General features: G+C 22.9%; 31 protein-coding genes and 2 pseudogenes. 19 read left to right on the forward strand and 14 right to left on the reverse strand.

Annotation, left to right across the window (positions count from 1 at the left end):
* Nucleotides 1-4: 4 nt before the first annotated feature.
* A complete protein-coding gene (gene rpmB / locus AAHM78_RS04560; RefSeq protein ID WP_252320665.1) occupies nt 5-196 on the reverse strand; it encodes a 50S ribosomal protein L28 in 192 nt (63 codons plus the stop codon).
* Nucleotides 197-414: 218 nt separating this feature from the next.
* Between rpmB and AAHM78_RS04565 the strand changes: the two genes are divergently transcribed.
* Both AAHM78_RS04565 and greA read left to right on the forward strand, forming a co-directional pair.
* Nucleotides 415-762, forward strand: a complete 348-nt coding sequence (locus tag AAHM78_RS04565; protein ID WP_342254518.1) for an HPr family phosphocarrier protein — start codon at nt 415-417, stop codon at nt 760-762.
* Between the two features lie 109 nt (nt 763-871).
* Nucleotides 872-1,393, forward strand: coding sequence for a transcription elongation factor GreA (greA, locus tag AAHM78_RS04570; protein ID WP_252320669.1), 522 nt, complete (start codon nt 872-874; stop codon nt 1,391-1,393).
* A gap of 308 nt (nt 1,394-1,701) precedes the next feature.
* Here greA and AAHM78_RS04575 read toward each other — a convergent pair whose 3' ends face one another.
* The 3 genes from AAHM78_RS04575 to asnS all read right to left on the reverse strand — a co-directional run bounded on the left by AAHM78_RS04575 (nt 1,702) and on the right by asnS (nt 4,682).
* Nucleotides 1,702-2,661: an IS1595 family transposase gene (locus AAHM78_RS04575; protein ID WP_342253234.1), complete on the reverse strand. Its 960-nt coding sequence runs from the start codon at nt 2,659-2,661 to the stop codon at nt 1,702-1,704.
* Nucleotides 2,662-2,704: 43 nt separating this feature from the next.
* A complete protein-coding gene (locus AAHM78_RS04580) occupies nt 2,705-3,118 on the reverse strand; it encodes a hypothetical protein (protein WP_342254519.1) in 414 nt (137 codons plus the stop codon).
* Nucleotides 3,119-3,263: 145 nt separating this feature from the next.
* On the reverse strand, nt 3,264-4,682 hold the full coding sequence (gene asnS, locus AAHM78_RS04585) for an asparagine--tRNA ligase (RefSeq protein WP_425289788.1): 1,419 nt from the start codon (nt 4,680-4,682) through the stop codon (nt 3,264-3,266).
* 181 nt (nt 4,683-4,863) lie between these two features.
* On the opposite strand from asnS, the gene AAHM78_RS04590 reads away from it, so the two are divergent.
* The 4 genes from AAHM78_RS04590 (at nt 4,864) to tsaE (ending at nt 7,260) form a co-directional block, all read left to right on the forward strand.
* On the forward strand, nt 4,864-5,025 hold the full coding sequence (locus tag AAHM78_RS04590) for a hypothetical protein (protein WP_342254521.1): 162 nt from the start codon (nt 4,864-4,866) through the stop codon (nt 5,023-5,025).
* Nucleotides 5,026-5,075: 50 nt separating this feature from the next.
* Complete coding sequence (locus tag AAHM78_RS04595) at nt 5,076-6,020, forward strand: IS30 family transposase (protein WP_342254522.1); 945 nt, start codon at nt 5,076-5,078, stop codon at nt 6,018-6,020.
* A 33-nt stretch (nt 6,021-6,053) separates the two neighbouring features.
* Nucleotides 6,054-6,695: a nicotinamide riboside transporter PnuC gene (pnuC, locus tag AAHM78_RS04600; protein ID WP_342254523.1), complete on the forward strand. Its 642-nt coding sequence runs from the start codon at nt 6,054-6,056 to the stop codon at nt 6,693-6,695.
* 124 nt (nt 6,696-6,819) lie between these two features.
* Nucleotides 6,820-7,260 (forward strand): tRNA (adenosine(37)-N6)-threonylcarbamoyltransferase complex ATPase subunit type 1 TsaE, encoded by a 441-nt coding sequence (tsaE, locus tag AAHM78_RS04605; protein WP_342255030.1) that lies wholly within the window; start codon nt 6,820-6,822, stop codon nt 7,258-7,260.
* Nucleotides 7,261-7,302: 42 nt separating this feature from the next.
* Here the strand turns inward: tsaE and AAHM78_RS04610 are convergent, their stop codons facing one another.
* From AAHM78_RS04610 to AAHM78_RS04640, 7 genes and pseudogenes are all read right to left on the reverse strand, one after another.
* A complete protein-coding gene (locus tag AAHM78_RS04610) occupies nt 7,303-8,640 on the reverse strand; it encodes a hypothetical protein (RefSeq protein WP_342254524.1) in 1,338 nt (445 codons plus the stop codon).
* A complete protein-coding gene (locus AAHM78_RS04615; RefSeq protein WP_256468411.1) occupies nt 8,640-9,506 on the reverse strand; it encodes an RluA family pseudouridine synthase in 867 nt (288 codons plus the stop codon). Before AAHM78_RS04615 ends, AAHM78_RS04610 begins: the two co-directional genes overlap by 1 nt.
* On the reverse strand, nt 9,451-10,158 hold the full coding sequence (gene lspA, locus AAHM78_RS04620; RefSeq protein WP_342254525.1) for a signal peptidase II: 708 nt from the start codon (nt 10,156-10,158) through the stop codon (nt 9,451-9,453). Before lspA ends, AAHM78_RS04615 begins: the two co-directional genes overlap by 56 nt.
* A gap of 31 nt (nt 10,159-10,189) precedes the next feature.
* Nucleotides 10,190-12,952 carry an isoleucine--tRNA ligase gene (gene ileS / locus AAHM78_RS04625; RefSeq protein ID WP_342254526.1) on the reverse strand — a complete coding sequence of 921 codons (2,763 nt, stop codon included), beginning with the start codon at nt 12,950-12,952 and terminating at the stop codon, nt 10,190-10,192.
* A 396-nt stretch (nt 12,953-13,348) separates the two neighbouring features.
* A pseudogene (locus AAHM78_RS04630) lies at nt 13,349-14,026 on the reverse strand (IS3 family transposase); the annotation flags it as partial.
* Nucleotides 14,027-14,052: 26 nt separating this feature from the next.
* The gene (locus tag AAHM78_RS04635; protein ID WP_342255032.1) at nt 14,053-14,427 is read right to left on the reverse strand and encodes a transposase family protein; all 375 of its coding nucleotides are present in this window, start codon (nt 14,425-14,427) and stop codon (nt 14,053-14,055) included.
* A gap of 50 nt (nt 14,428-14,477) precedes the next feature.
* A complete protein-coding gene (locus AAHM78_RS04640) occupies nt 14,478-14,870 on the reverse strand; it encodes a transposase family protein (protein WP_342254527.1) in 393 nt (130 codons plus the stop codon).
* A 72-nt stretch (nt 14,871-14,942) separates the two neighbouring features.
* Here AAHM78_RS04640 and AAHM78_RS04645 point away from each other — a divergent pair, with 72 nt between their 5' ends.
* From AAHM78_RS04645 to AAHM78_RS04665, 5 genes are all read left to right on the forward strand, one after another.
* Nucleotides 14,943-15,413, forward strand: coding sequence for a hypothetical protein (locus tag AAHM78_RS04645; protein ID WP_342254528.1), 471 nt, complete (start codon nt 14,943-14,945; stop codon nt 15,411-15,413).
* 43 nt (nt 15,414-15,456) lie between these two features.
* Complete coding sequence (locus tag AAHM78_RS04650) at nt 15,457-15,993, forward strand: IS1/IS1595 family N-terminal zinc-binding domain-containing protein (protein WP_342254529.1); 537 nt, start codon at nt 15,457-15,459, stop codon at nt 15,991-15,993.
* A gap of 74 nt (nt 15,994-16,067) precedes the next feature.
* Entirely contained in the window at nt 16,068-16,625 is a 558-nt protein-coding gene (locus AAHM78_RS04655; RefSeq protein WP_342254530.1) for an IS1/IS1595 family N-terminal zinc-binding domain-containing protein, read from the forward strand.
* 67 nt (nt 16,626-16,692) lie between these two features.
* Nucleotides 16,693-17,085: a transposase family protein gene (locus AAHM78_RS04660; RefSeq protein ID WP_342252838.1), complete on the forward strand. Its 393-nt coding sequence runs from the start codon at nt 16,693-16,695 to the stop codon at nt 17,083-17,085.
* 59 nt (nt 17,086-17,144) lie between these two features.
* Nucleotides 17,145-18,368 carry a transposase family protein gene (locus tag AAHM78_RS04665; RefSeq protein ID WP_342255033.1) on the forward strand — a complete coding sequence of 408 codons (1,224 nt, stop codon included), beginning with the start codon at nt 17,145-17,147 and terminating at the stop codon, nt 18,366-18,368.
* Here AAHM78_RS04665 and AAHM78_RS04670 read toward each other — a convergent pair.
* The gene (locus tag AAHM78_RS04670; protein ID WP_342254531.1) at nt 18,360-19,304 is read right to left on the reverse strand and encodes an IS30 family transposase; all 945 of its coding nucleotides are present in this window, start codon (nt 19,302-19,304) and stop codon (nt 18,360-18,362) included. The genes AAHM78_RS04665 and AAHM78_RS04670 overlap by 9 nt on opposite strands.
* Nucleotides 19,305-19,546: 242 nt before the next feature.
* Between AAHM78_RS04670 and AAHM78_RS04675 the strand changes: the two genes are divergently transcribed.
* From AAHM78_RS04675 to AAHM78_RS04710, 8 genes and pseudogenes are all read left to right on the forward strand, one after another.
* Nucleotides 19,547-19,939 carry a transposase family protein gene (locus AAHM78_RS04675; RefSeq protein WP_342252835.1) on the forward strand — a complete coding sequence of 131 codons (393 nt, stop codon included), beginning with the start codon at nt 19,547-19,549 and terminating at the stop codon, nt 19,937-19,939.
* Nucleotides 19,940-19,998: 59 nt separating this feature from the next.
* Nucleotides 19,999-20,364 (forward strand): transposase family protein, encoded by a 366-nt coding sequence (locus AAHM78_RS04680; protein WP_342255034.1) that lies wholly within the window; start codon nt 19,999-20,001, stop codon nt 20,362-20,364.
* Between the two features lie 444 nt (nt 20,365-20,808).
* Nucleotides 20,809-21,213: a hypothetical protein gene (locus AAHM78_RS04685; protein WP_342254532.1), complete on the forward strand. Its 405-nt coding sequence runs from the start codon at nt 20,809-20,811 to the stop codon at nt 21,211-21,213.
* A 46-nt stretch (nt 21,214-21,259) separates the two neighbouring features.
* Nucleotides 21,260-21,730, forward strand: coding sequence for an rRNA maturation RNase YbeY (gene ybeY / locus AAHM78_RS04690; protein WP_174480613.1), 471 nt, complete (start codon nt 21,260-21,262; stop codon nt 21,728-21,730).
* Nucleotides 21,731-21,741: 11 nt separating this feature from the next.
* Nucleotides 21,742-22,176, forward strand: a complete 435-nt coding sequence (gene cdd, locus AAHM78_RS04695) for a cytidine deaminase (protein WP_342254533.1) — start codon at nt 21,742-21,744, stop codon at nt 22,174-22,176.
* A gap of 3 nt (nt 22,177-22,179) precedes the next feature.
* Nucleotides 22,180-23,076 carry a GTPase Era gene (era, locus tag AAHM78_RS04700; protein ID WP_342254534.1) on the forward strand — a complete coding sequence of 299 codons (897 nt, stop codon included), beginning with the start codon at nt 22,180-22,182 and terminating at the stop codon, nt 23,074-23,076.
* A gap of 3 nt (nt 23,077-23,079) precedes the next feature.
* Nucleotides 23,080-23,775: a DNA repair protein RecO gene (gene recO, locus AAHM78_RS04705; RefSeq protein WP_342254535.1), complete on the forward strand. Its 696-nt coding sequence runs from the start codon at nt 23,080-23,082 to the stop codon at nt 23,773-23,775.
* A gap of 164 nt (nt 23,776-23,939) precedes the next feature.
* Nucleotides 23,940-24,347: pseudogene (locus AAHM78_RS04710) on the forward strand (glycine--tRNA ligase); the annotation flags it as partial.
* 16 nt (nt 24,348-24,363) lie between these two features.
* Here AAHM78_RS04710 and AAHM78_RS04715 read toward each other — a convergent pair.
* Both AAHM78_RS04715 and AAHM78_RS04720 read right to left on the reverse strand, forming a co-directional pair.
* Nucleotides 24,364-24,738, reverse strand: coding sequence for a transposase family protein (locus tag AAHM78_RS04715; protein ID WP_342254611.1), 375 nt, complete (start codon nt 24,736-24,738; stop codon nt 24,364-24,366).
* A gap of 50 nt (nt 24,739-24,788) precedes the next feature.
* Nucleotides 24,789-25,181 carry a transposase family protein gene (locus tag AAHM78_RS04720; RefSeq protein ID WP_342252835.1) on the reverse strand — a complete coding sequence of 131 codons (393 nt, stop codon included), beginning with the start codon at nt 25,179-25,181 and terminating at the stop codon, nt 24,789-24,791.
* Nucleotides 25,182-25,213: the final 32 nt, after the last annotated feature.

The raw sequence follows: 25,213 nt of genomic DNA on the forward strand, positions 1-25,213 counted from the left end.
AACTTTATTTTTTATTATCTAAAGCATTATTTTTCTTTAAAGTTTTTAAAGTACGAGCACTAATCATTAAAGTTTTTCCACCAATTTTTACTGGTTGTAAGTTTGGATTTCATTTTCTTCTAGAAGAGTTCATCGCATGCGAACGGTTGTTACCAGCTAGTGGACCAATACCACTTAAAGCACATTTTCTTGCCATAGTTATTTTCTCCTTATTAATGTTTTAACTAATAAATAATACCATATTTATTTATTTATTTTAAAAAAAATTAAAATTTATTTGTAAAAAATTGAATATTTACTAGGACATTATTTTAATAAGAAAAATTTAAATTATATATTTTTTTTAAAAAAATAAAAAATATGTTATAAATAAACTATATTATACAAATTTTTAAGAAATCTTGGAGGAAAAAAATGAATTGTATTATTTATGCTGTGCAAATTGATGATGAAAAAAAGATTGGTTTACATGCACGACCAATAGCCAAAATTGCTGCTGCTATTAGTAAGTATAAAAATATTAAGGTAGAAGTCATTAAATTACCTGATAATGCAGATATTACGAAGCCAGTAAAACTTACTGGTAATGAAACTAAAGTTAAAGCTAAGTCAGTTCTTAATTTTCTAGGTTTACAAGCAAAAAATTTTAGTAAAATTGCTTTTATTATTACAAAAATGGATGAGAAAGAAGAAGATAAAAAACTTGAAGAAGTTAAAACAGAAATTATTTCTTTATTAAAAGAAGAAAAATTAATAAAGTAAATGGTTTTAAAAAAAGTATTTTTTTGAATACTTTTTTTAAAACCATTTATCCTTATGATATAATTATTTACGTTCTTAAAATATTAAATTATATAAATGGAGGCATTTAATGAGCGAAATTAACAAAAATAAAGAAATAATAATTTCAGAACAAGGTTTAGAAAAGTTAAAAACTGAATTATATAAACGAATTAATGTTGAACGTGAATCGATAAAAGAACGATTAAAAGCAGCTAGGGCTGATGGTGATTTATCAGAAAATGCTGATTATACTAGTGCGCGTGAAGAGCAAGGTAAAAATGAAGCACGCATTCAAGAACTTGAAACGATTATTACTAGTGCTGTTATTCTTGAAGAACAAAAACAACGTAAAAATAGTAATATCAAAGCAGTTCGTGTTGGTAGTTGAGTAACAATTGTAAAAATTAAAGATGGTAAAATTGTTTCTGATTCAGAAGAAAAATTTAAAATTGTTGGAAGTATTGAAAGTAATCCATTTGAAGGATTAATTTCAAATGAGTGCCCATTAGCAGTATCAATTATGAATTGTGTTGTTGGTGATATTGTTGATATTAAAGGTATTAAAGAAACATATAGGGTAAAAATTATAGAAGTAAAAAATCAATTATAAATAATTTAATTAAAAATGACCACTATTTATTAGTGGTCATTTTTAATTATTTATTAATTTATAATTGAACAGAATGATAATTATAAGTTTTGTTTTCTTTAGTATCTAAATTAATTTGTTGTTTGATTTTTTCAAAATTATTATCTGGGATTTTTAAACAATCATTTAGTAATTCTTTTATGTTAGAATTTTCAATATTAAAGTTTTCACATATTTCTTTTAATTTTCAAAAAAACTCTTGATGAAATAAAAAAAATCATCAACCTGGCCTAAAATTTTATTTTATTTAATTTTGGGATTTATTTTTTTTACAAACTGAAATATAATGCTTCAGATTTTGCATAAGGTGATATTTTATAATGTTGGTATTTAAATTTTCATAAATTGAGGTAATTTTGAATATTGGTAAATCCAATGCCATGATAATGAGTAATAAATTCTTTTAAACTTGATTGTATTTTACTGATATTACTTAAATTTTTATAATTTAATTCTTTATTTTCTTTTGATTTAAATTTCTTGAGAGTACATTTTGTTTGTTTAGCTACTGTATCATATAGTATTTGCATATCACAAACTATAATTGATTTTTCTTCGATAAGCTTAGATGTTAAATTTTCTTGTACTCATTTTTTTGTTAATCTTTTAGTATTTGTTGTTTGAGCATAAATATTTTTATTTTCATCAATTGCCATTTCAATACAACAGTTTAAATCTTTAGCATTTTCTTCAATTCATTTTTTTCTTGGATCATCTGTATTTTTGAAATTTCCTTTATGAATTTCTTTGATAAAAGTTTCATCAATTTCAATTCTACCTTTTAATTTTGTGAATGGTTTTTGTTTTTTTGCTAATTGTGATGATTTCATAAATTTTTGACGATTAAATCATGCTGATGTTTTTGAAATTTTAGCAAATTGAGAAATAGTATAAGCAGATTGACCTAACAATGACAATCAAATTATTCAATCTCATTGTTCATGAGATAAATGACTTCAATGTAAAAAATGATTTCTTAAAGCATCAAAGCTACTTTTACAATCTTTGCATAAATATTTTTGCTTATTATTCTTAAAACCATTTTTTACACATCAATAAGATTTACAATTTGGACATTGAATTCCTTTTTCTTTAAATTTTTTATCAATTGCATCTAATTTTTCTTTTTTCTCAATTTGTTTAATTCTATTTTTAAAATGTCTAATAATTTTTATAAATTCTTCATCTTTTTTGTTTTTTAAAACATCAATTAATTCATTATTAGTCACAAAAAATAACCCCTGATATAAAAATATTACTTTTAATTTTAAATTAAAAGTAATATCAAGAGTTTTTTTGAAAATTAAAACATATTTCTTTTAAAGAAAGTTTAGTTTCAAAGTATGTTTCATCATTTTTAATAGTTATACCTTCTTTAATAATTTTATTTTTTAAGTCATTAATTTCAGTTATATATGATGAATTTAGTAAATTAAAAGTTGCTGTTATTACTCATGGGATATCTATTTTTTTAGATGCAACTGCATTATGGTAAGCATTTTTTAAAAATTCTTGTAATTCTTTAGAAAAAATGGTTGCTTTTGAACTATTGTAAATTGAGTGTTGAACATTAATTAGATCTTTTTGATTATAATCAATCATTATTTCTAAATTTAAACGTTTACTTTTTAATTTAAAAGTATTATTTTTTAATATTGTTTTTATAATTTCATATGACTTTGGCATATAAATATCCTTTCTTTTTTTAACTTATTAATAATTATTGAATACTAAATTAATTATATATTATGTTGGATTTTAATGTAGTAATAGGAGTTTTAAATAACATTATAAGTTTAATTTAAAAAGATATTATTAAAATATTATTATTTTAGAATAATAAGTTATTTGGTGTACGAGGAAAAGGAATAACATCTCTAATATTATTAATACCAGTAATAAACATTAAAAATCTTTCTAGACCTAAACCAAAACCAGCACTTGGTGCATATCCATATTTTCTTAAATCAAAATATCATTGTAGATCATTACCCTCAATTTTGAATTGGGTTTTATTTTTTAGTAATTGTTCATAATTATCTTCACGAACAGAACCACCAATTAATTCACCAATCCCTGGCACTAATAAATCCATAGCTGCCACTGTTTTTTGTTGTGGATAATTACTATCAATTGGATTAAGTTTCATGTAAAAAGCTTTGATAGTTTGTGGATAGTTAATAACAAAAGTTGGCTGTTTAGTTATTTCTTCACATAAATATCTTTCATGTTCTGATTGTAAATCAATTCCTCATTTAATTTCATTAAATTCAAATTTTTTTCCTTTTTTTTGTGCATTTAAAAGTAATTCAATTACTTCTGTATAAGTAATAACTTTAAAATCAGATTTAAAATCGGCATTTTTTTCTAATTTTTCAATTAGTGATTGTTCATTTTTAGTTTCTTGTTTTTGTTCTAAAAATTTTAATTCAGAATTACAATTATTTAGAACATCTCTAATAACAGTTTTTATTAGTTTTTGGGCTAGTATAATATTATCTTGTAGATTACTAAAGGTAAATTCTGGTTCTACCATTCAAAATTCTGCTGCATGACGTGTAGTATTAGATTTTTCAGCACGAAATGTTGGTCCAAATGTATAAACTTTTTGTAAAGATTGAGCGTAGGCTTCAGCATTTAACTGACCACTAACAGTTAATGAGGCTTTTTTCCCAAAAAAATCCTTTTCATATTTATCATTAGTTATAGTAGTAACAATAAAATTTTCACCAGCACCTTCAGCATCATTAGCTGTAATAATAGGACTATGTAGGTAAATAAATTGATTATTATGAAAAAAATTATGAATAGATCATGATACTTGATCACGAATTCTAAATAATGACAAGAAAGTATTAGTACGAACACGTAAGTGTGCATGTTCACGAAGAAATTCATTTGTATGTTCTTTTTTTTGGATTGGATAATCATTAGCGCATATGTTGTAGACAGTAGCAGTAATTACTTTTAGTTCAAATGGTTGTTTCGCATTTGGTGTTAAAATTAAATTACCAGTAATAGTAACAGCACTACCAGTAGTAACATTAGTTAAATTGTTAGTATTTTCTAAATTTGGATCATATACTACTTGTAAGTTATTAATTGAAGAACCATCGTTTAAATCTAAAAAACCAACTTTTTTACTATTTCGATTAGAACGAACCCAACCGTTAACAGTTACTTGTGTTGGTATTTTTTGAGTTTTATCGTTACTATTAATAAATAAATTATTAATTGTGTAAATCATTATTGTTCCTCCTATTTATTTTTATATAATAAATAAATTATATATTAACTATTATCTTAGTAGGGAATTATTTATGATTTTTTTCATTAATATTTGGGATAAATTTTATTTTTAGTTAGTATAAAATTTCAAATTGAATTTTAAGTTAATGTTATAATATTAATTATAGTAAAAGGGGTTTATTATGGGCAAATTTTTAAAGTTAATTACTAATGGCTTTATGACAGGTGTTAGTGAACCATGATGTAATAATGAAGGAGTTGCAGTTTTACCTTTTGTATATAAATACAATCAATATTGATTTTTATTAACTTTAATTGTAAAATTAAAAAGGACACTTATATAAAAATTAAATTGTGTTAGTTCTATAATTAAGAAAAGAAAGGAATTAGCGCAATGTATAAGTATCTGAGTATTGAATCAATAATAGCAATAAAAGAATATAAAAATTATGGATTTTCGATTCGTAAAATAGCAAAAATTGTTGATTATAGTAAATCAACCGTACATAGAGTTTGTAGATTATTAAATAAAAACTTATTGCCATTAGAAATATTGAATCAATTTCAAAAAAATAAACAAAACGCAGGCAGAAAATTAATAATTTTAACTTTAACAGAAATTAATAGTATTAATCATTTGTTAATTACTAAAAAGTATGCTCTTGATATAATTGCTAACTTTTTAAAGGAAAATAAAATAAAAAGTATTTCAACAAAAACTTTATATAACATGTTTAAAACAAATCGAATGGGTTTTGATGAAAATAACTTATTGAGAAAAGGCAAAAATAAATCTCACAAACAAAAAGAAACTAGGGGCAAAATTAATAATTGTAAGTCTATTCATGAAAGAAATTTAATCATTCCTAATATTAAAAATATACAAGAATTTGGTCATTTAGAAGGTGATACTATCATTGGCAAAGATCATAAAAGTTCTATTATTACTTTGGCTGATATATGATCAAAAACCACAATTCCTTTAGTAACTAAAAATCATAAATCAGAAAATATTACGAAAAGTATAATAAAATTTATTTCAAAGTTACAAAAAGGAACAGTTAAAACCATTACTTTTGATCGTGGTAAAGAATTTAGTAAATGAAGATTAATCAAAAAAATTTGTAATGTCAAAATTTATTTTGCAGATCCTGGTAAACCTTGCCAAGGGGGTTTCAATGAAAATAATAATGGTATTTTAAGAAGATATTTACCAAAATCTACAGATCTATCTTCATATAAACAAAAAGATTTAAATTTTATAGCATTTCCAATTAATTCTACACCCAGAAAATCGCTCTCTTATAAAAGACCAATATATTTAATACAATTATTTTAAAAAACTGTCCCATTTATATTTACAACTCAGGATTTGAATCATTTTATTAATCCTAATTTATATCCTTCGGTTTGAACTATTGTAAATCGTCAAGCTTATCATCCTTGACAGCAAGTATTATTATTCTTAAATGGTATTGCTGCTTTTACTAATGTTATTTGTATAATTTTAATTTCATTTGGTAAAATTTCTAATTTTTTTTGAGGCTTTTTTGCTGTTAGTATTTATGGTTGTATTGCTTTAGTTTGAGATTATGTTGGTGATATGCAGTTGAATTTATTTTTCTTTTTGCCTTTTCAATTTATTGGCTATAGTTCAGTATTTTTTTATTTTGAAATTCCTGAATTTTCACGTGTAATTTTAGGGAAATATGATTTTGATGGTAATACTTTTCAACAAGTTTTACCACATATTCTAGATTCATTAACTAATTCTTTAAGTATTGTTGCGCAAATACTAATGTTATTACGTTTTCGTGAACAATGAATTTTTTGAATAATTGTTAATATTTTTCAAATAGCTATGTATTCGGGAGTTGCTCATAATCGTTTGGATGTAAATCTTTTATTAATGTGAATTGTTGCTCTTGGTAATTCTGGTTTTGGTTTTTATCAATGATTTTTTGTAAGAAGTAAAGAAAAAGTAGTAGTTAAAAAAGAAACATATGAGCAGTAATAACTTTTAAATAAGAAAAATAATAATTTAGAAAATAAGTTATTATTTTGTATAATAGTTTGTAAAGTATAAAATAATTATCAAAGAAGGTTATTATGAAAAAAAAGTATATATATTAAAAAATTTAGATGACACTAATACTCTTGCCAAAATAATTGCTAAAATTGCTAAACCAAATTTAATTTTATTATTAAATGGTCCGCTTGGTAGTGGTAAAACGCAAATTACTAAATTAATTGGTAATTTACTTGGAGTTAAAAAAATTATTAATTCACCAACTTTTATTATTTGAAATAAGTATCAAACTAAATATGAATGAAATTTAATTCATATGGATGCTTATCGTTTAATTAATCCTCATTTAGAAGAATATTATGAAATAATGATGAATAATTTTATGATAATTGAATGATCAGAAATATTAAAAATTAATTTTAATAATTATTCATATATTGCTATAGATTTTAAAATTATTGATATTAATAGTAGACAGATAGTTATTAATACTAATCTTTTTACAAAAGAGGAAGAAAAGTATTTATTTGATGCATTAAAAAAAATATAGAATTTTATTTATAAAAAAAAGTAGGATTTTTCCTACTTTTTTTTATACTTGTATGTGAAAGTAATTAAGCATAATACTATTAATAGTACTTTGACTAATTAGACCAAGTTTTTGATATTGTTTTAATACTTCTAAAGTATAATTATTATCATCAACAGGATAATAATTATTTAAACCCCAAAGTAAACCAGCAAATAATACTAATGAACCAATAGCAATTGGACTAAAAGCATAATACACAGTTATTTTACGATTATGATATCCGATTAAAGAAGCAAATAATCATCCTGTGACAAAAGCAATCATTCAATATAATAATGTCACTACTTGTTGATCAGTTATAAATCAAAATATTAACATTAATAAAATAGTTGTAAAGAAACGACTCATAATTGGAGTTTTAAATAATTTATAATTTCAAATGAAAGGTAACATTGCTCCTAATGAAATTACAGGAAAAACTCAAAATCCTGACATGATATTAATATTATCAACAACACTTTGTAAAATACCGGTTAGAATCATTGCACCAATTCAAATGAAAATTGCTTTTCATCATCCATAAAATCCTTCAACAAATCTACCAACACGATAAAACATTCAAAGTGAAAATATTAAATTAATAGGAGCTGAAGGATTTATATCATTACCAGCAAATGGATAAATTAATCACCTTCAATATTGATAAGCACCAAATATTAAGTTATGATAATTGGCACCAAAAAGCAAATGTTGTTGTTTATAATCTAATGCTAATCAATAATCTTGACTAAGATTTATCATTACTAGAAAAACAACAAGTGTAATAATAGGAATTATAAAAAGAAATCAGGTAACTGCCAAATTAGCATTAGTACATTTTTTTAATGTTTCGCTTAAGTAACGACGGTTTTGAAAATTAACTTTTTTTCAATTATCACTTAAAGTTCCAGTACCATTATCTTCATTAGTCTCTTCATTATTTTCGGTTTCAGTTTCAAGTTGGGGTAAGTCTACCTTAATAAATTTAGATAATTCTTGAACAATTTTGTCACTAGTAGCAATAATAACATCAACCGCCGGTGACATTCGATTTTCGTTTTGGTTATCATCATTTAAAATAACCATTAAATAACGAATATCTTTAACACCTTCATCTGCTAATTGTTTATGTAAAATTTCATAAACTTCATCTTTATTTTTTAAATGGTGAGGATTAAAATTATTTTCTTTAATAATTTTAATGATATGATAAGTATTACTATCTTTATTAGTTAGATATACTTCACCTTTAACATGTAGTTTTAATTCTTTAGGAACATTAAATGGTCGATAATCTTGATGACTAATAAAATAATCAACTAATTGTAAACCTAAAATATCTAGAATATTATCATCCATTATTTAACACTTTCCTTTCGTAATAATTGTAATTTATTTTCAAAAAAATCAGGTAAATTACATTCAAAAGTCATAACTTTTTTAGTTGTGGGATGAGTAAAAGTAATGACTTTAGCATGTAAGTATTGTCCAATATTAGCATTTTCCAATTTAAACTTGCTGTATAAAGGGTCATTTACAATCGGATGTTCAATTCACTCAAAATGAACACGAATTTGGTGTGTTCGACCAGTTTCTAATTGACATTGAACTAAAGTATAGTCTTTAAATCGCTCAATAACTGTAAAATGAGTAGTTGCTTTCTTACTATTTTGTTCATTGACCATCATTTTTAGACGATTATTATTGCTTCTAGCAATAGGCGCTTTAATGGTTCCTGATCTACCTTTAATTGTACCATGAACTAATGCAATATAAATTCGTTTAATTTCATGTTTTTGTAATTGTTCTGCTAAAATATGATGACTAATTTTATTTTTAGCTACTAATAATAACCCTGTCGTTTGTTTGTCAATACGATGAACAATGCCTGGACGTAAATTATTTTCATCAATATTTTCAATTTTAGATTGGAATAATAATCCGTTAACTAAAGTATTATCTCAATTACCTGCTCCTGGGTGGACAACCAAATTATTAGGTTTGTTAATAACAAGAATTTCATTATCCTCATAAATTATTTCAAAATCAATTGCAGTTGCTTTTAAAGTGTTCTCTTTTTCATTTTTAATAATAATATTTATTTCATCATTATTTTTTAATAATAAGTTAGCTGATGAAATAGTTTTATTATTAACTATTACTTGCCCATTAGTGATTAAATTTTGGATAAAATTTCGTGAATAATGATGTTCTGTTAATATCATTGCTAAATATTTGTCGATGCGGATATTTTTGTTTTCATGATATGTTAGTTTTATCATCTTTTGATTTTCTATCATTGATGATTGTTGTGAATGTTCCGTTGTTGACTTCATTATTGTGTTCTCCAAACTTTTCTTGATAGGCATTAATTATGGTTCCAATAATTATTTGTAGAATAATAATTGTGATACCAATGGTAATAAATATATCCGCAGTATTAAAAATAGTATATGGTGGGAATAGTTGTCATAATAAAAAGTCAATAACACCACCATTATGTAAAAATCTATCGGTTAAATTACCGATTGTTCCTGCAATAACAAAACTGAGACCTAGTGCTCTGTTAATAGATTTAGTAAATAATAGTCAGGTGCTACTAGCAATTGCTAAAAGAAAAGCAAAAGTTATTAGAAAGATTTTTTGATTTTGAAAAAAACTAAAAGCAGAACCATAATTAATAATAAATTTTAAATTAATAAATCCGGGTATGAATTTATATTCTTCACCAACTTTTATTCCATTTTGTACTGCTAATTTTATCATTTGATCAGTGACAATTAGAATAATAATTGCACAAAAACAAATTATTTTAGTTAATCATTTTCAATCACGTGTTTTTAAATGATTTTTAATTGCTAATCAAGAAAATTCCATAATTACTTCTTTCTAAACTAATATTAGTTATTTACATGATTAAGGATAACACTTCAAAACAACGATTACAAACATCTTCTTTTGTTTCATTAACAATTAATCAACAGCGAGGACATTTAGTACCCTCTTTTGTTTTAACATTAATAGTTCAGTCATTAACGTTGCTATTATTATAATTAATATTAACTTCACTAACAATTAATAATTGTGCTAATTCTTTTTCATCAATTGTTGATAAGATATTATGATTATCTTTAAAAATAATAGTCACTATTGTTTCTAAGGCTGTTTTAACAATTTTGTCTTTTTTAGCTTGTTCAATAACTTTATTAACTTCATTTTTAAAGTTAATAAAATATTCTCATTTTTCCATTAGTTTTGTTGGTTTGTTTAAATTTCATGGTTGTGGAAATTTTTTTAAATGAATAGAATCACTGCTTGTGTTTAAATCTTTTTTAGTTAAACTTTGGAATGCTTCTTCAGTAGTGTGTGGTAAAATAGGGGCTAATAAACCAATTAAAGTTTTTACTATTAAAAACATTGTCATTTGTACTTGTTTTCTTCTAATATCATTTTTGCTATTAACATATAAAATATCTTTAGTAAAATCACAATAAAAAGCAGACAAATCATTAGTAATAAAATTTAAAATTAAATGATAGATAGTATTAAATTGATAAGTTTGATAATTTTCATTAATTTTATTCACTAATCCGTTTAATTTATTTAAAATATATTGATCAACTTCTGATAAAGTATTAATAATTTCTTCTTCTGTTTTATTTTCAATAGTTTTGATATCTAAATCAAATAAATTACCTAGTAAGAAACGAAAAATATTTCTGATTTTACGATAGTTTTCACTAACTTGTTTTAAAATTTCAGTACCAATTCTTGTATCATCAGTAAAATCAACACTGGCTACTCATAATCGTAAAATATCAGCACCATTAGTATCACAAATTGATTTAACACTAATAACATTACCAATTGATTTTGACATTTTATTGCCTTTAGCGTCAGTTACAAAACCATGTGCCAGCAAGTTTTTATAGGGACTACTATTATTAGTAATAGTTCCTGTTGTTAAACTTGAATTAAATCAACCACGAAATTGATCATTACCCTCCAAATATAAATCTGCTGGTCAAGGTAAATTATTATTTTTAATAACTGCCAAGTGGGAAACGCCACTATCATATCAAACATCCATGATGTCTGGTTCTTTATAAAAAATACCATTTGGACTATCTTTATGTTGATATTTAGGTGGTAATAAATCTTTTTCTTCTTTTTCGAATCAAATATTTGAACCATGTTTAGCAAATAAATCAGCAACATGATTAATAAGGTTTATATCCATGATTGGTTCTTTTTTTTCGGTGTAAAAAATTGGAATTGGTAATCCTCAAGCACGTTGACGAGAAATGCATCAATCATAGCGATTATTTGTCATTAATAACATTCTTTTTTTTGCTCATTCAGGAACAAAATTTACTTTATTAATATTTTTAGTAAGTAATGGTTTGATTTTTTCAATAGCGATAAATCATTGTAAAGTAGCACGATAAATAACGGGTTTTTTAGTTCGTCAATCATGTGGATATTGATGTTTAAATCATTTCATACCAATTAATGTACCATTATTTTTTAAGCGCTCAACAATAATTTTATTAGTATCATCATAAAATTTATTGACTAATTGTTCATCATTGATTTCTGCTGTAAATTGACCTTGATCATTAATTGGACAAATAATTTTGATATTATGTTTTAATCCTAAATCAAAATCTTCTTCACCAAACGCTGGAGCAGTATGAACAATTCCAGTTCCATCATTTATAGTAACATGAGAACCATGAACGATTGGAGTTTTTCTTTGATATAATGGATGTAATGCTGTTAATCCAATTAAATCTTTACCAGAAATTGTTTTAACAATTATAAAATCGGTGATGTTGTTTGCTTTAGTAAAAGAATCAATCAATGGTTGTGCAATAATATATTGTTGTTCATTAGTTTTAATAATACTATATGTAAATTCTTCATTTACTGCTAACATTTGATTGCTAGGAATGGTTCATGGTGTTGTTGTTCAAATTATTAGTGAGGTAGGTAAGTTAAATATTTTTTTTTCATCATTTAGTAAAAAGGCAACATAAATAGCAGCACTAGTTTTTGTTAAATATTCAACTTCAGCTTCAGCTAAGGCACTTTCGCTTGATGGTGATCAATATACAGGATATAAATTACGATATACTAGTTTTTTTTCTACCATTTTAGCAAAAACTTTAATTTGTTCAGATTCATATTTTTTATCATAAGTAACATAATGATCTTCAAAATCTGTTAATAATCCTAATGTTTTAAATTGATTAATTTGATTAGCAACTTGCAGTTCTGCATATTTTTGACATTGTTTTCTAAAATCTGATACTGCTATTTTTTTACGATTAATTCCCGAGTTAGTAACTGCTGTTTCAATAGGTAAACCATGCGTATCTCAACCTGCAATATAGGGTGCATAATAATTGCTACTATTATAATAGCGAACAATAATATCTTTTAAAATTTTATTTAATGCATGTCCTAAATGTAGATCACCATTAGCATATGGAGGTCCATCATGAAGAATAAAAGTTTTCGTAGATTTTTTATTTTTGTTAATTAGTTGTTGATATATTTTTTGGTCTTGTCAATATTTTTGTAGTTGTGGTTCTTTTATAGTTAAATTAGCACGCATTTCAAAGTTAGTTTGAGGCATTAATAATGTATCTTTATAGTTTTTATTCATGTATATTATTCTCCTTTAAAATAACAAGTTTTATTTGTACTAATTATTCTTTTTTATTCTTAAATCATTATACTAGTAATTACTTGAAATTTGTATAATATTTACTTTATTTTAATAATAAGATTTTATAAAACTTAAAAGTTAAAAATATTACTTTTAGTGAGTATTATTTTATAATCAAGTATAAACTTATTAAAGTTTATAAAAAATATTTTTAAAATTTTAAAAAAGAGGTTAATGAATAATGTTAAAAATTTTTATTTCATATCATCATTTAAGAGAACAAAAAGCAAAGGATGAATTATCAGAATTAATTTCGCAATGTTATGGAGAATATTTTGAAGTGAAAGACGTATCTGTAAAACCAGGTGATATTGATCCGCAATTGCCTTTTAATTTTAATTGGATTAATGATGTAAAATTTTTATCATTAATAAATTCTGTTTTGAAAGTTTTAAAAGTTGCTTCAGCAACAGCATTGTCATAAGGACATACTTTTTTGCTTAAAGATCGATTTATGTTGAATGCTAGTAAAAGTTTATCAATAATTTTATTATTAAATTCATTACCTCGATCGATATGAAATATTTGAATATCTTTTAAACAGCGATTTGATTGCATAAATGCTTCATATACTAATGATGCATCTTTTTTAGTGCCTACACTATGTCCAATAATTTCGCGGTTAAATAGGTCTATTAATAAACAAATATAGTTTCACTTACCATTTACTTGAACATAAGTTAAATCACTAACAATAACTTCATTTTTAATCCTATTCTTAAAGTTTCTATTAACAAGATTAGTTATTTGACTATCATTGACTTTATTATGATGATTTTTGTGTCTTAATTTAGTGTATTTTGATATTAAATTATGTTTATTCATAATTTCTTTAATTTTTCGTCTTGATAAATAAATTTCTTGGTTTTCTAATATGACTTTTAATCTTCTTGTGCCATAAATTTCTTTATTTTCTTTAAAAGCACTAATAACAGCTTCATCATACATATTATTTTGATTTTTTTCTTTTTTCTTGAAATTAAAATAATATGTTGATTTAGAGAGCTGTAAAAAGACACATTAGACTTGGTGCAAAACTAAGGTAATTCAAAATTATATATTCCTGCTATTAAATTAAATCTTAATGCAAATCTTCGTATTTTATTGCGATATTTTAAACTTAAAATTTTAAAACGTTTTAGTTTAGCAAATACGTGTTCAATTTTAATTCTAATTTTACTTAAAGTTTTATTGTATTCTTTTTGAATTGGTGTTAATTGATTGTATTTACTTTTTTTAAATGGCAAAAATGTATTTTTATGAATATTTTGTATACCTTGATAACCTGAATCAACAAAAACTTGTTTTTCTGGATGAATAAAAGTTTTAGATTTTAGAAGCAATTTAAAATCATGAATGATTCCAAAACAAAAAGCAGTTGAAATAATTTTTCCATTGGAAATATCAATAATTATTTGGGATTTGAGAGAATGATGTTTCTTTTTACCTGAAAAAAGTAATTTTAGTTTTTTTTAATTCTTTCAATTGGAGTTTCAGTAGCATTAATAGCTAACAAATTATTATTAGTACCTTTATTTTTTGTTAAATCTTTTTTTCTAGGTAAATTAAAAATTCCGCTTTTTATTAAAATATTTTCAATTCAAAAAATATTACGAATGCAACTAGTATGACTAATATTATATCTTTTTGCAATAACTCTATAACTACTATAGTCTTTTCAATATTCTAAAGTCATTAATAAACGCTCTTCAATTACAATTTTATTTTTTCTACCACCATAATATTTTTGTTTAGACTCAGCAATTTTTAAAATTTCAAGCATTTTATAAAATGTTTGTGGCTTTATGCCGACTAAACTATAAAATTCTTGATCATCTTTATATTTTTTCAACATAATAACTATCACCTTTAATATTAATAATAATCGTTAAATTGTTAAAATTAAAGGTTTTGCACCAAGTCTACTATGGCTTCGGGTCTTTTTTCTAATAAAAATGTAAGATTGAATTCTAATTGTTTATCATTTGAAATTATTTCATATCAAGATGATAACATAGAAAGTGTTAATCATGAATATAATCAAATGGAGAAAATAATCAAAGATAATACAGGAAGTATTAACAGAGATATTAAATCATTTAATGCTATCTTAAAGCCATATATTGATAATGTTTTTAAGAATAGAAAAGACATTTTGTTAAAAAGACAAAAAGCTTTTACTGGACTTAAAATACCCCTAAAACAAAATAAAAATATGTCAGAGACTTTTTCAATACCTATTTCCAAACCTAGAAAAAGAATAAAAATTCCTAAAGTAATAACTAAAAATAACATTAATGAATCAACGCCGATAATAGATAATAATCTTTATGAAGAAATACTTAAAATTATTAATGATTGTTTTAATTTTCACAAAAAATCTTGATATTACTTTTAATTTTAAATTAAAAGTAATATTTTTATATCAGGGGTGATTTTTTGTGACTAATAATGAATTAATTGATGTTTTAAAAAACAAAAAAGATGAAGAATTTATAAAAATTATTAGACATTTTAAAAATAGAATTAAACAAATTGAGAAAAAAGAAAAATTAGATGCAATTGATAAAAAATTTAAAGAAAAAGGAATTCAATGTCCAAATTGCAAATCTTATTGATGTGTAAAAAATGGTTTTAAGAATAATAAGCAAAAATATTTATGCAAAGATTGTAAAAGTAGCTTTGATGCTTTAAGAAATCATTTTTTACATTGAAGTCATTTATCTCATGAACAATGAGATTGAATAATTTGATTGTCATTGTTAGGTCAATCTGCTTATACTATTTCTCAATTTGCTAAAATTTCAAAAACATCAGCATGATTTAATCGTCAAAAATTTATGAAATCATCACAATTAGCAAAAACACAAAAACCATTCACAAAATTAAAAGGTAGAATTGAAATTGATGAAACTTTTATCAAAGAAATTCATAAAGGAAATTTCAAAAATCCAGATGATCCAAGAAAAAAATTTTAATTTTCACAAAAAATCTTGATATTACTTTTAATTTAAAATTAAAAGTAATATTTTTATATCAGGGGTGATTTTTTGTGACTAATAATGAATTAATTGATGTTTTAAAAAACACAAAAGATGAAGAATTTATAAAAATTATTAGACATTTTAAAAATAGAATTAAACAAATTGAGAAAAAAGAAAAATTAGATGCAATTGATAAAAAATTTAAAGAAAAAGGAATTCAATGTCCAAATTGTAAATCTTATTGATGTGTAAAAAATGGTTTTAAGAATAATATTTTAATTTTCACAAAAAATCTTGATATTACTTTTAATTTTAAATTAAAAGTAATATTTTTATATCAGGGGTGATTTTTTGTGACTAATAATGAATTAATTGATGTTTTAAAAAACAAAAAAGATGAAGAATTTATAAAAATTATTAGACATTTTAAAAATAGAATTAAACAAATTGAGAAAAAAGAAAAATTAGATGCAATTGATAAAAAATTTAAAGAAAAAGGAATTCAATGTCCAAATTGTAAATCTTATTGATGTGTAAAAAATGGTTTTAAGAATAATAAGCAAAAATATTTATGCAAAGATTGTAAAAGTAGCTTTGATGCTTTAAGAAATCATTTTTTACATTAGACTTGGTGCAAAACCTTTAATTTTAACAATTTAACGATTATTATTAATATTAAAGGTGATAGTTATTATGTTGAAAAAATATAAAGATGATCAAGAATTTTATAGTTTAGTCGGCATAAAGCCACAAACATTTTATAAAATGCTTGAAATTTTAAAAATTGCTGAGTCTAAACAAAAATATTGTGGTGGTAGAAAAAATAAAATTGTAATTGAAGAGCGTTTATTAATGACTTTAGAATATTGAAAAGACTATAGTAGTTATAGAGTTATTGCAAAAAGATATAATATTAGTCATACTAGTTGCATTCGTAATATTTTTTGAATTGAAAATATTTTAATAAAAAGCGGAATTTTTAATTTACCTGGAAAAAAAGATTTAACAAAAAATAAAGGTACTAATAATAATTTGTTAGCTATTGATGCTACTGAAACTCCAATTGAAAGAATTAAAAAAAACTAAAATTACTTTTTTCAGGTAAAAAGAAACATCATTCTCTCAAATCCCAAATAATTATTGATATTTCCAATGGAAAAATTATTTCAACTGCTTTTTGTTTTGGAAGCATTCATGATTTTAAATTGCTTCTAAAATCTAAAACTTTTATTCATCCAGAAAAACAAGTTTTTGTTGATTCAGGTTATCAAGGTATACAAAATATTCACAAAAATACATTTTTGCCATTTAAAAAAAGTAAATACAATCAATTAACACCAATTCAAAAAGAATACAATAAAACTTTAAGTAAAATTAGAATTAAAATTGAACACGTATTTGCTAAACTAAAACGTTTTAAAATTTTAAGTTTAAAATATCGCAATAAAATTTTAATTTTCACAAAAAATCTTGATATTACTTTTAATTTTAAATTAAAAGTAATATTTTTATATCAGGGGTGATTTTTTGTGACTAATAATGAATTAATTGATGTTTTAAAAAACAAAAAAGATGAAGAATTTATAAAAATTATTAGACATTTTAAAAATAGAATTAAACAAATTGAGAAAAAAGAAAAATTAGATGCAATTGATAAAAAATTTAAAGAAAAAGGAATTCAATGTCCAAATTGTAAATCTTATTGATGTGTAAAAAATGGTTTTAAGAATAATAAGCAAAAATATTTATGCAAAGATTGTAAAAGTAGCTTTGATGCTTTAAGAAATCATTTTTTACATTGAAGTCATTTATCTCATGAACAATGAGATTGAATAATTTGATTGTCATTGTTAGGTCAATCTGCTTATACTATTTCTCAATTTGCTAAAATTTCAAAAACATCAGCATGATTTAATCGTCAAAAATTTATGAAATCATCACAATTAGCAAAAACACAAAAACCATTCACAAAATTAAAAGGTAGAATTGAAATTGATGAAACTTTTATCAAAGAAATTCACAAAGGAAATTTCAAAAATCCAGATGATCCAAGAAAAAAATGAATTGAAGAAAATGCTAAAGATTTAAACTGTTGTATTGAAATGGCAATTGATGAAAATAAAAATATTTATGCTCAAACAACAAATACTAAAAGATTAACAAAAAAATGAGTACAAGAAAATTTAACATCTAAGCTTATCGAAGAAAAATCAATTATAGTTTGTGATATGCAAATACTATATGATACAGTAGCTAAACAAACAAAATGTACTCTCAAGAAATTTAAATCAAAAGAAAATAAAGAATTAAATTATAAAAATTTAAGTAACCTGAGTTGTAAATATAAATGGGACAGTTTTTTAAAATAATTGTATTAAATCTATTGGTCTTTTATAAGAGAGCGATTTTCTGGGTGTAGAATTAATTTGAAATGCTATAAAATTTAAATCTTTTTGTTTATATGAAGATAGATCTGTAGATTTTGGTAAATATCTTCTTAAAATACCATTATTATTTTCATTTAAACCCCTTTGGCAAGGTTTACCAGGATCTGCAAAATAAATTTTGACATTACAAATTTTTTCGATTAATCTTCATTTACTAAATTCTTTACCACGATCAAAAGTAATGGTTTTAACTGTTCCTTTTTGTAACTTTGAAATAAATTTTATTATACTTTTCGTAATATTTTCTGATTTATGATTTTTAGTTACTAAAGGAATTGTGGTTTTTGATCATATATCAGCCAAAGTAATAATAGAACTTTTATGATCTTTGCCAATGATAGTATCACCTTCTAAATGACCAAATTCTTGTATATTTTTAATATTAGGAATGATTAAATTTCTTTCATGAATAGACTTACAATTATTAATTTTGCCCCCAGTTTCTTTTTGTTTGTGAGATTTATTTTTGCCTTTTCTCAATAAGTTATTTTCATCAAAACCCATTCGATTTGTTTTAAACATGTTATATAAAGTTTTTGTTGAAATACTTTTTATTTTATTTTCCTTTAAAAAGTTAGCAATTATATCAAGAGCATACTTTTTAGTAATTAACAAACGATTAATACTATTAATTTCTGTTAAAGTTAAAATTATTAATTTTCTGCCTGCATTTTGTTTATTTTTTTGAAATTGATTCAATATTTCTAATGGCAATAAGTTTTTATTTAATAATCTACAAACTCTATGTACAGTTGATTTACTATAATCAACAATTTTTGCTATTTTACGAATCGAAAATCCATAATTTTTATATTCTTTTATTGCTATTATTGATTCAATACTCAGATACTTATACATTGCGCTAATTCCTTTCTTTTCTTAATTATAGAACTAACACAATTTAATTTTTATATAAGTGTCCTTTTTAATTTTACAATTAAAGTAATATCAGTAAAATACAATCAAGTTTAAAAGAATTTATTACTCATTATCATGGCATTGGATTTACCAATATTCAAAATTACCTCAATAGACTTGGTGCAAAACCTTTAATTTTAACAATTTAACGATTATTATTAATATTAAAGGTGATAGTTATTATGTTGAAAAAATATAAAGATGATCAAGAATTTTATAGTTTAGTCGGCATAAAGCCACAAACATTTTATAAAATGCTTGAAATTTTAAAAATTGCTGAGTCTAAACAAAAATATTATGGTGGTAGAAAAAATAAAATTGTAATTGAAGAGCGTTTATTAATGACTTTAGAATATTGAAAAGACTATAGTAGTTATAGAGTTATTGCAAAAAGATATAATATTAGTCATACTAGTTGCATTCGTAATATTTTTTGAATTGAAAATATTTTAATAAAAAGCGGAATTTTTAATTTACCTGGAAAAAAAGATTTAACAAAAAATAAAGGTACTAATAATAATTTGTTAGCTATTGATGCGACTGAAACTCCAATTGAAAGAATTAAAAAAAACTAAAATTACTTTTTTCAGGTAAAAAGAAACATCATTCTCTCAAATCCCAAATAATTATTGATATTTCCAATGGAAAAATGATTTCAACTGCTTTTTGTTTTGGAAGCATTCATGATTTTAAATTGCTTCTAAAATCTAAAACTTTTATTCATCCAGAAAAACAAGTTTTTGTTGATTCAGGTTATCAAGGTATACAAAATATTCATAAAAATACATTTTTGCCATTTAAAAAAAGTAAATACAATCAATTAACACCAATTCAAAAAGAATACAATAAAACTTTAAGTAAAATTAGAATTAAAATTGAACACGTATTTGCTAAACTAAAACGTTTTAAAATTTTAAGTTTAAAATATCGCAATAAAATACGAAGATTTGCATTAAGATTTAATTTAATAGCAGGAATATATAATTTTGAATTACCTTAGTTTTGCACCAAGTCTAATTTATGAAAATTTAAATACCAACATTATAAAATATCACCTTATCCAAAATCTGAAGCATTATATTTCAGTTTGTAAAAAAAATAAATCCCAAAATTAAATAAAATCAAATTTTAGGCCAGGTTGATGATTTTTTTTATTTCATCAAGATTTTTTTTGAAAATTAAAAGAATATGGAGCTAATCTTAGTCAAGGTCAAAAACAAATAATTATTTTCTTAAGTTTATTTTTTTATGATTGAAAAGTAATTTTATTAGATGAAATTTTGAGTAACATCAATAATGATTTAAAAATAAAGTTAATAACTTTATTATTGAATCATTATAAAAAAATAATTATTATTTATGCAGGTCATGATTTAACACTAGTAAAATTATTTAAAAATGTAATTGATTTAAATAATTATAAAAGTATAGATGGTAATGAATAATGATTTTTTTTAGAAAAAGTACTTATTTATTAGGAAGTAGTTCAATTTTTCTTTTTTTAGGACTCTTATTAGGTTTAAAAATTATTAATATTCCTCATGTTTATGCTGTTAATGGTCAAACTATTTTTATAAGTGAGACAAGATATGAAAATAAGGGACACTTTGCTTATTTATTAGATTTTAAAAGAGAAGAATATTTAAAGTTTAATAGTTTTAATCAAATTACTATTTTTTTCTCTATTAATAAATGTTACTTAACAATTTTTTTTCCAAAATGAAATGATAATAATCAACTTTTAATTGAAGAAAACATTAATTCTAATACATATTTAAATCAAATGGTATTAATAATTATTGGTAAAGAAAGTTTGTTAACATTTATTTGAAATAATATTACAACATAAATGTAAATATTGATATAATTTAATCAAAAAGAAGTTAGGTAGATAAATGCCAGCAAAAATTAATATTGTAAATATTTACAATGATCATAACTATGACATTAAAAATTTTAATATTTTATCAGAAAATATTTTAAATGCAGTAGCTATTAAGTTAAAACAGAAAATTACATGGTGTATTGCTGTTATTTTTAATGACGAACAGACTAGTATTGAATTAAATAAAATGTATCGTCATAAAGATTATGTTCCTGATGTTTTATCATTTGGAAATAATGATGATGATTTTCCAAATATTAATATTGATATTAGAGATTTAGGCGATGTTTATATTTGTTATTCAAAGGCAGTAGCGCAAGCACAAGAATATGGTCATAGTTTAATTAGAGAATTATCATTTCTTTTTATTCATGGATTACTTCATACATTAGGATATGATCATCAAAATAGTGTAGAAGAAAAGGTTATGTTTGATTTACAAGATGAAATTTTAAATATTCTTGGTATTACTAGAAAATAAGGAGTGGTATAATGGAACAAGATATAGATTTATTAGTATTATTGAAAAAAGCAAAAGTAATACAAAAAAATGCTTATGCGCCTTATTCTTTATTTAGAGTTGCTGCAATAGTAATTTTGAAAAATAGTAAAGAAGTGTTAGGAGTAAATGTTGAAAATGCTGCATACTCAGTAGGTATTTGTGCTGAAAGAGCAGCTTTGTCACAAGTTATTGCTCAAGGTTATAAAAAAGAAGATATTATTAGTCTATTTTTAATTACTGATAGTGAAACGGTTGGTTCTCCTTGCGGTATGTGTCGTCAATTTATGATTGAAATTATGCCAGAAACATGCCCTGTTTATATTAGTAATAAAAATGAAAATAATGATAATAAAATAATTTGTAAAACATTAGTAAAAGACTTATTACCTTTAGCGTTTAAACCAAGTTCATTGAAAGGGAATTAATTTATGACTAATAATTTTAAATCAGGTTTTGTTAGTTTTATTGGTAGAAGTAATGTTGGAAAATCAACTTTATTAAATACCATTCTTCAAGAAAAAAAGGCAATTGTATCTAATAAACCACAAACAACCAGAAATCAAATTCAAGGTATTTATAATAGTAATGATATGCAAATCATATTTTTTGATACTCCCGGCATTCATAAACATAATAACCAACTTGGACGAATGATGAATCGCGATGCTAACCGCGCCACTAAAGAAACTAACATTATTTGTTTATTAGCGCCATGTAATGAATACATTGGAAATAGCGATAAACATATTATTAAATTATTATCAGAAAGGGTAAATACAACTATTCTACTTTTATTAACTAAGGTTGATTTGGTAACAAAAGAAAAATTAATGGATAAAATTAATGAGTGAAAAGATTTATTACCATTTAAAGAAATAATTCCAATTTCCGCTATAAAAGAAATGAACTTAGATATATTATTGAAAAAACTATATGAGTATTTACCAATTGGTGAAAAGAATTATTTAATCGAAAATAACGATGATGTTTCAGATAATACTTTAACTAAGGAAATTATTCGTGAAAAAATTTTAAATTTAACAGAAGAAGAAATTCCTTATAGTGTAGCAGTATTAATTGAAAGTATTAATTATAATCCAAATACTAATATTACTGATATTAATGCTGTTATTGTTGTTGAACGCGACTCACAAAAAGGAATTATTATTGGTAAAGGAGGTAGTATGATTAAAGAAATTGGAATAAGAGCTAGAACAGATTTAGAAAGTATTTTTGATTCTCATATTATATTAAAAACCTTTGTAAAAGTAATACCTGATTGAAGAAATAATCCTAGAAAATTAAAAGAGTTAGGTTATAGTTAAAATATGTTTAATATTGATACTGGTTTGATTTTAAACATTAACTACATTAAATCAATAAATAATGTTACCATTTTAACATCAAATTATGGTGTTAAAATAGTTTCTTTACCAGAAATAAAAATCAATTTAAATAAATATAGTCTTTTAGATTGTTGAATTTTTATCTTTAATCAAAATTATGATTGTTCAAACTTATGTATAACATATAAAAAAATAAAAAGTTTTAATAGTTTTATAAATGAAAAAAGTTATCAATTGATTAAAAGTTTTAACAAGATAATTATTAATTATTTAGAAAAAATTAGTATTAATAATAAAAATATCTTTTCTTTTTTATTTAATTTATATGAACAGTTAATGATAAATAGTAACTTTAAGAAAGTTTATGTTTTTTTCTTATTTCATAGTTTAATATTTCAAGGAATTCAGTTTAACTTTACTAATTGTATTAATTGTAATCAAATAACTAATTTGTATTTAATTAATTATGATTTGGGTGGTATTTTTTGTAAAAATTGTTCTTTAGAATTAGCTATAATTAATTTTGACATTGTTTTGTTTAAAAAAATATATCAACTTTATTTATTCAATTATCAAGATATTAATAAATGAAAAGTTGAAAAAGAAGAACTTAATAAAATTCTTAATATTTTAGAAAGCCACTGTCAAAAATATAATAATAAATTAATAATTACATAAATATTTTAATAATTAGTTGTTATATTGTTTTTAATAATATATAAAACTTATAATAGGTTGACAAAACCTATCTATGAACATATTATTAACAAGATTATTCTTTTTAGAGATTTTATGTATTATTTAAGATATTTAAGAAAATTTTTATGATTAATGGAGGGGCAATGATTAATAAAATTATCAATGATAAGTCAATGAAGGAAATAATTACTCATTTAAAAGAAAATGGTTTTATTTTTCAAGGATCAGAAATTTATTCAGGTCTTGCTAATAGTTGAGATTATGGTCCGCTTGGTGTAGCACTTAAAAATAATATTAAGAAAAGTTGATGAGTTTTTTTTGTCGAAAAAAATCCATACAATGTTGGGTTAGATAGTTCAATTATTATGAAATCTAAAGTTTGAGAAGCTTCAGGGCATTTGAGTAATTTTAGTGATCCATTAATTGATTGTAAAAAATGTAAGTCTCGATTTCGAGTTGATAATTTAATTAATCATTATTTTCCTAGTATTAATTGTGATAATTGAAGTAATGAAAAATTAGAAACATATATTAATCAAAATCATATTAAATAGACTTGGTGCAAAACTAAGGTAATTCAAAATTATATATTCCTGCTATTAAATTAAATCTTAATGCAAATCTTCGTATTTTATTGCGATATTTTAAACTTAAAATTTTAAAACGTTTTAGTTTAGCAAATACGTGTTCAATTTTAATTCTAATTTTACTTAAAGTTTTATTGTATTCTTTTTGAATTGGTGTTAATTGATTGTATTTACTTTTTTTAAATGGCAAAAATGTATTTTTGTGAATATTTTGTATACCTTGATAACCTGAATCAACAAAAACTTGTTTTTCTGGATGAATAAAAGTTTTAGATTTTAGAAGCAATTTAAAATCATGAATGCTTCCAAAACAAAAAGCAGTTGAAATAATTTTTCCATTGGAAATATCAATAATTATTTGGGATTTGAGAGAATGATGTTTCTTTTTACCTGAAAAAAGTAATTTTAGTTTTTTTTAATTCTTTCAATTGGAGTTTCAGTAGCATCAATAGCTAACAAATTATTATTAGTACCTTTATTTTTTGTTAAATCTTTTTTTCCAGGTAAATTAAAAATTCCGCTTTTTATTAAAATATTTTCAATTCAAAAAATATTACGAATGCAACTAGTATGACTAATATTATATCTTTTTGCAATAACTCTATAACTACTATAGTCTTTTCAATATTCTAAAGTCATTAATAAACGCTCTTCAATTACAATTTTATTTTTTCTACCACCATAATATTTTTGTTTAGACTCAGCAATTTTTAAAATTTCAAGCATTTTATAAAATGTTTGTGGCTTTATGCCGACTAAACTATAAAATTCTTGATCATCTTTATATTTTTTCAACATAATAACTATCACCTTTAATATTAATAATAATC

The organism is Spiroplasma endosymbiont of Zeiraphera isertana (assembly GCF_964030805.1).
Taxonomy (GTDB): domain Bacteria; phylum Bacillota_I; class Bacilli_A; order Mycoplasmatales; family VBWQ01; genus Spiroplasma_E.